The 9269-nt window shown below is 62.9% G+C and carries 8 protein-coding genes; 3 read left to right on the top strand and 5 right to left on the bottom strand.

Features of this window, described 5'->3' with window-relative positions; all coding sequences use genetic code 11:
- Position 1: 1 nt before the first annotated feature.
- From FY251_RS10830 to dgoD, 4 genes are all read right to left on the bottom strand, one after another.
- On the bottom strand, positions 2 to 400 hold the full coding sequence (locus FY251_RS10830) for a hypothetical protein (protein WP_148414528.1): 399 nt from the start codon (positions 398 to 400) through the stop codon (positions 2 to 4).
- A complete protein-coding gene (locus tag FY251_RS10825; RefSeq protein WP_148414757.1) occupies positions 397 to 1272 on the bottom strand; it encodes a ParA family protein in 876 nt (291 codons plus the stop codon). The genes FY251_RS10830 and FY251_RS10825 overlap by 4 nt, the downstream gene beginning before the upstream one ends.
- 782 nt (positions 1273 to 2054) lie before the next feature.
- Positions 2055 to 2825 carry an IclR family transcriptional regulator gene (locus FY251_RS10820; protein WP_148414755.1) on the bottom strand — a complete coding sequence of 257 codons (771 nt, stop codon included), beginning with the start codon at positions 2823 to 2825 and terminating at the stop codon, positions 2055 to 2057.
- A 67-nt stretch (positions 2826 to 2892) separates the two neighbouring features.
- A complete protein-coding gene (gene dgoD, locus FY251_RS10815; protein WP_042661890.1) occupies positions 2893 to 4047 on the bottom strand; it encodes a galactonate dehydratase in 1155 nt (384 codons plus the stop codon).
- A 117-nt stretch (positions 4048 to 4164) separates the two neighbouring features.
- Here dgoD and gfo6 point away from each other — a divergent pair, with 117 nt between their 5' ends.
- Together gfo6 and FY251_RS10805 are read left to right on the top strand one after the other, a co-directional pair.
- Positions 4165 to 5238: a D-xylose 1-dehydrogenase Gfo6 gene (gene gfo6 / locus FY251_RS10810; protein ID WP_148414753.1), complete on the top strand. Its 1074-nt coding sequence runs from the start codon at positions 4165 to 4167 to the stop codon at positions 5236 to 5238.
- A gap of 78 nt (positions 5239 to 5316) precedes the next feature.
- Positions 5317 to 5964 carry a bifunctional 4-hydroxy-2-oxoglutarate aldolase/2-dehydro-3-deoxy-phosphogluconate aldolase gene (locus FY251_RS10805; RefSeq protein ID WP_148414751.1) on the top strand — a complete coding sequence of 216 codons (648 nt, stop codon included), beginning with the start codon at positions 5317 to 5319 and terminating at the stop codon, positions 5962 to 5964.
- An 84-nt stretch (positions 5965 to 6048) separates the two neighbouring features.
- Here FY251_RS10805 and kdgK2 read toward each other — a convergent pair whose 3' ends face one another.
- Positions 6049 to 7005, bottom strand: a complete 957-nt coding sequence (gene kdgK2, locus FY251_RS10800; protein WP_148414749.1) for a 2-dehydro-3-deoxygalactonokinase KdgK2 — start codon at positions 7003 to 7005, stop codon at positions 6049 to 6051.
- Between the two features lie 231 nt (positions 7006 to 7236).
- Here kdgK2 and FY251_RS10795 point away from each other — a divergent pair, with 231 nt between their 5' ends.
- Complete coding sequence (locus FY251_RS10795) at positions 7237 to 9228, top strand: beta-galactosidase (protein ID WP_148414746.1); 1992 nt, start codon at positions 7237 to 7239, stop codon at positions 9226 to 9228.
- Positions 9229 to 9269: the final 41 nt, after the last annotated feature.

Here is a 9269-nt window from a genome sequence, read left to right as displayed (position 1 = left end):
GCTAGTCGAAGGTCATCCCGTAGCCCCACTCTTCGAGGCACTCTTCCGTTTCGTCGAGGTGCTGCAAGCCGACCTTCACGAGCGCTTCACGGAGGTCGGTGAGCGAGACGTTCTCTTCGAACCTATCTTCGAACTCTCGGAGGGCGTCTCGCTCCGCGACTTTCGTCTCCTTCTGCAAGAACAGCGGAACCCGGTCACGGCCGTCTTGGACGCCATCGCGGCGGAATTTGTACGGTATTTGGACCTGCTGGCGAGACTGGTTTGCGTCTGCACCCTCGGCTTGGTTCGAATCCCCCTCATCGGCCTGTTCGGGGGCTGGTTCCTCAGCCTCGGTCGCCGATTCAGGTGACGAATCGTCCGCGAACGGGTTTTCACCAGCTCCTTTCTTCATGCCAGTCATACCGTCATCACCTCGTGGTCGACGTCACCGGGTTCCGGAGGGTTCGGCGCGTCGATGCCGACCTGTTCTTCGAGATGCCTCGCGATGCGGTCGAACTGGGCGAGCGTCTCGATTTCGTAGTCACGGCGGCGGTCGCGATGCTCGCGAACGTACTTGAACGCCGAACATTGCTCCATCCAACAGCCTTCCATGAGGGAGGCACGCTCGCTGATGATTTCCGGAATCGGATAGTCGATTTCAGTCAGCACCTGCCGTTGGTCACGCGTGTTTTTGAATCCCGTCGGCACGGCGGCAAGCACACCGACGTCGATTTCGAGTTGGTCTTCGAAGCCCGCGACGAGAGCTTCGAGTCCTTCGACTGCTGCACGGCCCTTTGCGCTCGGCTCGACGGGGATGACAAGCGACCGCGTTGCATGAATCGCGTTGTAGAGATGCGGGCCTTCAGTCGCTGGCGGGTCACAGATCAGTACGTCGTACTCCTCCGGGACGCCGGCCTCGCGAAGCACGCGAAGTAGCTGTGCGTGCATCCCGAACGCTTCGCCCATGGCTTCGGCTTGATCTTTCTCTCGCTGGAGAAAGTCGGCCAAATCTGAGAGCATATTGTGCTCGGGAACGACGTCGACACCCTCGACGGTCCGAATGAGATTCTCAAAGTCGCCGTTGGGGCGGCGAATCATATGCCGGACGATGTTATCGACTGAATCCGTCCGCTGGTCGTCGACGCCGAACAGACGCGAGAGGTCGCCGTCCTGCGGGTCGAGCGGAACGACGAGCGGTTTCAGCCCCGCCCGAGCGTGCGCGACCGCCAGATTCGCTGCGGTGGTCGTCTTCCCAACCCCGCCCGCCTCGCTGTAGGTCGAGTACGTGAGCATACTGTCTCATGAAGAACGCCCACCTTGAATCTTCTGTACATACCACCATTGTGTTCACTATGAGACTCAACCCATTGTGTTAATTAATGAATACACCCATTGAACACACACGGTGAACATATATCGTCAATACCGGGGAGATCGGCACGTTTTCACGCCAATATATTGCAGTATATATACAATTACACACGGCGTGGAACTGACGTTTGACGGTGAATCGTTTTGACGGGAGGGAACCGGTAGACTGCTCCAGTTCTCACCGATTCCCGGAGAAACACGACTTCTCAAACGAGGTGATTTTCCGAGATAATGCGCTGGTCGGCCGCTAACTCTCGATTTGGAGTGGTCGGCACGCTCGGTCCGTCGAGCGAAAGCTCATCGAAACGCGGTCTCACACTCGCCACATGCGAGTCAGCCAGTTCTACAACCGTAAGCTGATAGTCACGCGTGGGGATGGAAAATTGTATAGAGCCTACAATACAAACCATCAAACGACCTGTCGAGATTACCCGCCCGAGTCACGAGTTCGATATTGAATTCGCGATATGGTAGTTTACAGTCCTAGGATCGTAATCGGGTCGCTGTTCTGCCACCGAGCAACCCACAGAACCAAATATACGAATCGTTCAGTATTGTTCACGGTTAGAAAACACCCTCTCGGACTACGACGAAACTATCTATCCACCATCTTGACCATCACAAACGTCATGAACATACATCCGAGTTTCCGTATCCGTATTTCTACCTCTCACGCCGGGGCTGTTAACTAATAGGAAACCCAGTCAGTCGATCGAGAGTTTATTCTCTACGTTCTTCGCTCCGCTGACGACCAAGCCGACGGTGTCCTCTTCGAGACGCTTTCCACTCATTCTCGGGGGAGGGCCGAGGACTTCGATTGCGCCCAGCGGGCGACCATCGTCGTCGAGGACCGGTGCGGCGACGCCCCGATAGTCATCCGATTGCTCCTGTCTGTCGTATGCGACTCCTTGGTCGCGAATCGCTTGGAGTTTGGACTTCAGTTCGTTGCGCTCGGTGATCGTATTCGCAGTCTCCGAGGAGAGCGAGTCGTGGTCGAGAAACTCCGCGACCTCGTCTTTGTCCATATTGGCGAGAATTACCTTCCCGGCCGCCGTCGCGTGCAATGGTCGTATCTCTCCTTCCTGGTCCGGGGTGTCTAAATCCGCCGGCACGGCCGTGAACATGTAGAAGCAGTTCCACTCACTACCCTGTCCCGGAACGACCAGACAGACCTGCTCTCGCATGGTGTTGGCCAGTTCGACCACCTGTGACCGCGCGACCTCGTATATCCGCTGTCGTCGCCTCGCGTAGACGCCGAAACTCACGAGTTCGAGTCCGATTTCGTACCCCTCGTCACGTCGCATGACGTAGCCGAGTGTTTCGAGCGTCGCGAGGTGCTTGTGGACCGCCGGTTTCGAGAGGTCGAGTGCCCGAGCGATCTCCGTCAACGTCGGCCGGTCACGACTCCGTATCGTATCGAGGATTCGATGGCTCGTCATCGTCGCCTTGATTCCGTAGTCGTCTGCGGTGGGCATACCCTCCGACACTCGACGGACGTACAAATAAGTTGTTAACGGTTAGTGAACGATTCGCGGCGGCCGGTCACCACTCGGCGACGCTGCCGTCTTCGTGACGCCACACGGGGTTGTGCCAGTTGACCGGGCGTTCGGCCTGCTTTCGGATGTACTGTTCGTCCATCTGTATTCCGAGCCCGGGTTCGTCGGGAACCGCGACGTAGCCGTCTTCGTACTCGAACGCGCTCTTGTCTTCGAGATAGTCGAGCACGTCGTTCCGCTGGTTGTAGTGGATGTTGAGGCTCTGTTCTTGGATGAGCGCGTTGGGGGAACAGGTGTCCACTTGGAGACACGAGGCGAGCGCAATCGGCCCGAGCGGACAGTGCGGGGCGAGCGCGACGTCGTACGCCTCGGCCATCGCTGCGATCTTCTTGACTTCGGTAATGCCACCCGCGTGGCTGAGGTCCGGCTGAATCAGATCGACCGCGCCGTTCTCGAACACCTGCTTGAAATCCCAGCGCGAGTACATTCGCTCGCCCGTCGCGATGGGAATCGTCGTGTGCTGTGCGATTTCCGGGAGCACGTCGTTGTGTTCGGGGAGGACGGGCTCTTCGATGAACATCGGCTCGTACGGTTCGAGCGCCTTCGCCAGTCGCTTCGCCATGGGCTTCGAGACGCGCCCGTGGAAGTCGACGCCGATGTCGATTTCGGGGCCAACGGCCTCCCTGACCTCTTCGAGTCGATTGACCGCCGCTTGGACCGACGCGGGCGTGTCAATCCGTTCAAGCTCCGCCGTGGCGTTCATCTTCACGGCGGTCAGCCCCGCCTCGACTTTCAGTTCGGCCTGTTCGGCGACCTCCGAGGGGCGGTCCCCACCGATCCACTGATAGACGCGCATCCGGTCCCGCGTCGCACCGCCGAGCAGTTCGTGAACCGGGGCTCCGAAGCGTTTCCCTTTGATGTCCCACAGCGCCTGGTCGATGCCCGCAATCGCGCTCATCAACACCGGACCGCCGCGATAGAAGCCGCCCCGGTACATCGCTTGCCAGTGGTCTTCTATCGCCGCAGGGTCCGTTCCAAGGATGTAGTTGTCCATTAGTTCCTCGACGGCGGCCCTGACGCTGTGAGCGCGCCCCTCTACGACTGGTTCACCCCAGCCGACGACGCCGTCGGTCGTCTCCAGCTTGAGAAACAGCCATCGCGGCGGCACCTCGAACAGCTCATACTCCGAAATCTTGCTCATGGTTCGTTACGCGTACGTTGGGGTGTACCTCGAAAAAGTCTTTCTCTCGGACCGTGACCTCGCTGACGGCTCCCGAACCCTCGATATTATACCGCTCGTCCATCTTGTGGGACTCGTATGTCGTTAGAAGCGTTCCTCGACGATTTCGAGCGCCGTAACTGGCAGCGGGTTTCCGACGGGACGGTCCGCATCGCAGTCATCGGGCTCGGGTGGTGGACCGTCGACCAAGCGATTCCGGCGATCGACGCGTCCGAGTTGTGCGAGACGACCGTCGCCGTCAGTAGCACCTCGGAGAAAGCAAAGCGGGTCGCGGCCGGCGTCGAAACGGCGACACACGGTCTCTCGTACGACGAGTTCCACGCCGGCGAAGCCGCCGACGCCTACGACGCGGTATACATCTGCTCGCCCAACGCGCTTCATCTCCCGTACGCGCGCACGGCCGCCGAGTTGGGCAAGGCAGTCCTCTGCGAGAAGCCGATCGAAGCGAGTAGCGAACGCGGGCAGAAGATGGTCGATGCGTGTGACGAGGCGGGCGTTCCGCTTATCGTCGGCTACCGGATGCACACCGAACCCGCGATTCGACGCGCGCGAAAGCTGATTCGAGACGGCGTCATCGGCGACCCGGTCCACGCGATCGGGACGAACTCGCAAGCGATGCTCGAACTGAGTTCCGACCCGAACCAATGGCGGCTCGACCCCGAACTGGCGGGACCGGGGGCGACCGTCACGGACATCGGCATCTATCCGCTCAACACCTGCCGGTTCCTGCTCGATTCCGACCCGGTTGCCGCGCAGGCGTTCATGCAATCCGCTCACGACGCGTTCGAACGGGTGCCCGACGAGCACACCTCGTTCATGGTGGAGTTCGACGACGGAACGTACTTGGCCGCGACCGCCAGCCAAAACGCCCAAGCGACGACCAGCCTCCGCGTCGTCGGGACCAACGGCGAGATTCTCGTCGAACCGGCCTACCACATGGAAACCGAGATTCGAGTGACGCGCGGCGACGTTTCGGTCACGCTCGACACGCCGCAGGTCAATCAGATGACCGAGTTGTTCGACTACGCCGCAGACCGCATCTTGACCGACGCGCCGATCGGTCCCGACGGCGAACACGGCGTCCTCGATATGCGACTCATCGAGGCCGTCTACGAGGCAGGCGAGTCCGGACGTGTGGTCACGCTCGACTGAGCGTCGGCGACGGGGCGAGACGGTATCTCTGGACGGGCCGACCACCGCGTTTAAACCCCTCGTCCGAGAGTAGCCAGTATGAGCCAACACCCAGCACGCCGCATCCGGGAGACCGGCCTCATCGCCATCATCCGTGGAACCGACGCCGACACGGCGATCGAAACCGTCGAAGCGCTCGCGCGCGGCGGCGTCTCGACCGTCGAGATCACCGCGAACACGGACGGCGTCCTCGACATGCTCCGCGACGTGTCCGCGTCGTTCACGGCGGAAGAGATCACCATCGGCGCAGGGACCGTCCTCGACGGCGAAACCGCCCGCGCGGCGCTGCTCGCGGGTGCGGAGTACCTGGTCACGCCGACGTTCGACGAGGGGGTCATCCGGACCGGTAACAGATACGGTGCCCCTTCGATCGTCGGTATCGCGACACCGACCGAGGCGGTCGACGCCTACGAGGCCGGTGCCGAGATGGTGAAGGTGTTCCCGGCCGGAACGCTCGGCCCCGAGTTCGTCTCGGCACTGGGCGGGCCGCTCGGACACATTCCGACGGTTCCGACGGGTGGCGTGGACCTCGATACCGTCGGCGAGTTCTTCGACGCCGGAGCGACCGCCGTCGGGGTCGGAAGCGCAATCGTAGACAACGACGCCGTCTCGTGCGGTGACTTCGCGACCATCGAGAACAACGCGCGTTCCTTCGTCGAAGCGGTCGAAAACGCACGCCGCGACTGACGCACCCCACCGCTCGGAAGTTCGGAGCTGACTGTCTCGGCGCGGTTCGCGCGGCGAATCCGGAACGCTCGGCGAAGGAAGGAGTTATCGGTCGATTCCGGCGTCGCCCCCGCGGAGGACGCGTTCGACTTCGTCAGGCGTCACGACCGCGAGGTCGCCGTGAATCGTCCGTTTGAGCGCGGCGGTCGCCGCACCGTAGGCGAGCGCGGTCTCGACTGATTCGCCCGCGATGAGCCGCGACAGGAACGCTCCGACGAACGCGTCGCCGGTCCCGATGGCGTCGACCGTGTCCGTCTCGAAGACCGGTTGCTCGTACACCGTTCCGTCGTGTCGTGCGAGCGCGCCGTCTTCCCCGCGCGTGACCACGACCGTCTCGAAACCGAAGTCGTCGGCCAACTCCGATGCGAGCGTCGGCGCGTCGCCGTCGAGTCCCAGAACAGTGCGGATGTCTCGCTCCGCGGCGACGAGGACGTCGACCTCGGGGAAGAGCGATTCGCACACGTCCCGCGCGTCGGACGGCGACCAGAGCTTCGACCGGTAGTTGAGGTCGAACGCGGTCGTCGTCCCCGCCTCGGTCGCCGTCTGCAGAAGCTCGCCGGTCGTCTCCCGAAGCGTCTCGGAGAGCGCCGGCGTGATGCCGCTCGTGTAGAACACCGCCGCGTCCTCCACGGCTTCGACGGCGAGTTCGTCCGGTCGCGCGGTCGTGACTGCCGCGTCGGCGCGGTCGTAGATGACGTTCGTCGGACGCGGCGAGCGCCCCTGTTCGATGTAGTACGCTCCGTGGCGAGCGTCGTCGTCCCAGCGTACGTACGGCTCGACGCCGTGTGTCCGGAGTTCCGCGGTGACGCGCCGACCGAGCGGCGAGTCTGGAAGCTTCGAGAGCCACGCGGCGGAGCAGCCGAGGCGGGAGGCGGCGACCGCGACGTTGCTTTCCGCACCGGCGGTCCGGAATTCGAGGGACTGGGCGGTCTCGATTCGCTCGCCCTCCGGCGGGCTCAGCCGAATCATCGTCTCGCCGAACGTGACGAGTTCGGCAGTCATCGACGCCCCTCGGCGGTTTGCGACCGGGTCTCGCGTTCGGTGTCGAGGGCGTTCGGACCGACAGTTGAGCCGTGCATGTGTTCGCACGACTGTCTCTCACAGTGGTACATAAGTACGGGCGATGGGGCCGAAATTTGTGACGGCGAGTGGGTGCGCAGGACTCGACGGGTGGGTATCAGCCAGTGCCCAGACACCGGAAAGAACTATACCTCACCACTTTGACTAATGGGTATGACAGTTGGTGTCTGCTATTTCCCGGAGCACTGGTCGCGAGAGCGGTGGGAGACCGATATCAGTCAGATGGCCGAAGCCGGGATTGAATACGTTCGAATGGGGGAGTTCGCGTGGGGACGAATCGAACCGGAGCGAGGGACGTTCGATTTCGCGTGGTTAGACGAGGCCGTCGAACTCATCGGGGAGTTCGGGATGAAAGCGGTCCTGTGCACGCCGACAGCGACGCCGCCGAAATGGCTGGTCGACGAACATCCCGACGTTCGACAGCGAGACAGGGACGGCACGCCGCGCGAGTGGGGGAGCCGTCGGTTTACCTGTTTCAACTCGCCCACCTACCGTTCCGAGACCGAACGCATCGTCGGCGTGATGACCGAACGATACGCCGACAACCCCCACGTCGCCGGGTGGCAGACCGACAACGAATTCGGCTGCCACGAGACGGTTACCTGCTACTGCGAGGACTGTAGCGAGGCGTTTAGCGAATGGCTCGCCGACCGCTATGAGACCGTTGCCGACCTCAACGACGCGTGGGGAACGACGTTTTGGAGCCAGCAGTACGACGACTTCGAGAGCGTCGACCCCCCAAAACCGACACCGGCCGCCAACCACCCCTCGCGGGTACTCGCCTACGAGCGGTTTAGTAACGACAGCGTGGCCGAGTACAACCGCCTGCACGCGGACCTCATCCGCGAAGCGAACGACGGGTGGTTCGTCACGCACAACTTCATGGGCGGCTTTTCACTCGACGCCTTTCGCCTCGCCGACGACCTCGATTTCCTCTCGTGGGACTCCTATCCGACGGGGTTCGTACAGGACCGACAGCCGGACACGCCGACAGTCGACGAACTACGAGCCGGGAATCCCGACCAAGTGAGCATGAACCACGACCTCCAGCGCGGCGCGAAAGGAAAGCCGTTCTGGGTGATGGAGCAACAGCCCGGGGACATCAACTGGCCGCCGCAGTCGCCGCAGCCGGCCGACGGGGCGATGCGTCTGTGGGCCCACCACGCCGTCGCTCACGGGGCGGACGCCGTCGTCTACTTCCGCTGGCGTCGCTGCCGTCAGGGGCAAGAACAGTACCACGCCGGGCTTCGACGGCAGGACGGCTCCCCGGACCGCGGGTACCGCGAAGCGTCGACCGCCGCCGACGAGCTGTTCGAGTTGGACTCGGTCGATGCGTCGGTCGCTCTCGTCCACGACTACGAGAGCCTGTGGGCGACGCGTTCGCAACCGCTCTCGCCCGACTGGGACTACTGGAACCACTTACGAACGTACTACGATGCGCTTCGCGCCCGCGGCGTGCAGGTCGACATCGTCTCGCCGGACGCGAGCCTCGAACGGTACGACGCGGTCGTCGCGCCGACGTTGTATCTCGTCGGCGACGAGCTGTCGACCGCCCTGACCGACTACGTCGATTCGGGCGGCAGTCTCCTCCTCGGTGCCCGGACGGGGGAGAAAGACCCGTACAACCAGCTTCACGAGTCGCTCGCGCCGGGACCGCTCACCTCCCTCGCCGGCGCGCGGGTAGCGCGTCACGAAACGCTTCCCGACCACATCGAGACGCGGCTCTCCTACGACGGTGCAACGTACGAGTTCCGAACGTGGGCCTCGTGGCTCGCTCCCGAAGACGGGGTGCCCCGGGGAGAGTACCGGACGGGCGAAGCGGCCGGAAACGCCGCAATCGTGCGGAACGACGCCGGAAACGGGACCGTGACGTACTGCGGTTGCTGGCCGGGGGACGACCTCGCCGACGCGCTCGTGACGGAGTTACTGGACGCCGCCGGCGTCGAGTACACTGAGCGATTCCCGGACGGCGTGCGCGTGATGGAGCGCGACGGCTACACGTGGGCGCTTAATTTCACGAGCGACCCGGTGACGTTGACCGTCCCCGACTCCGCCGAGTTCCTGCTCGGTGAGTCGACCGTCGGCGCGTTCGATATCGCGGTGCTCGACGGGTCCACCGGAGGCGTCGGACTCGCGTCCGAGTGAGTCGGCACGGGACCACTCACCAACGCGGCTCTCGCCCGGTG

The sequence above is a fragment of the Haloferax sp. KTX1 genome, from assembly GCF_902410085.1.
Classification (GTDB): domain Archaea; phylum Halobacteriota; class Halobacteria; order Halobacteriales; family Haloferacaceae; genus Haloferax; species Haloferax massiliensis.
Note: the sequence above shows the minus strand (reverse complement) of the source record. Positions and strands in the feature narration are given on the sequence as shown.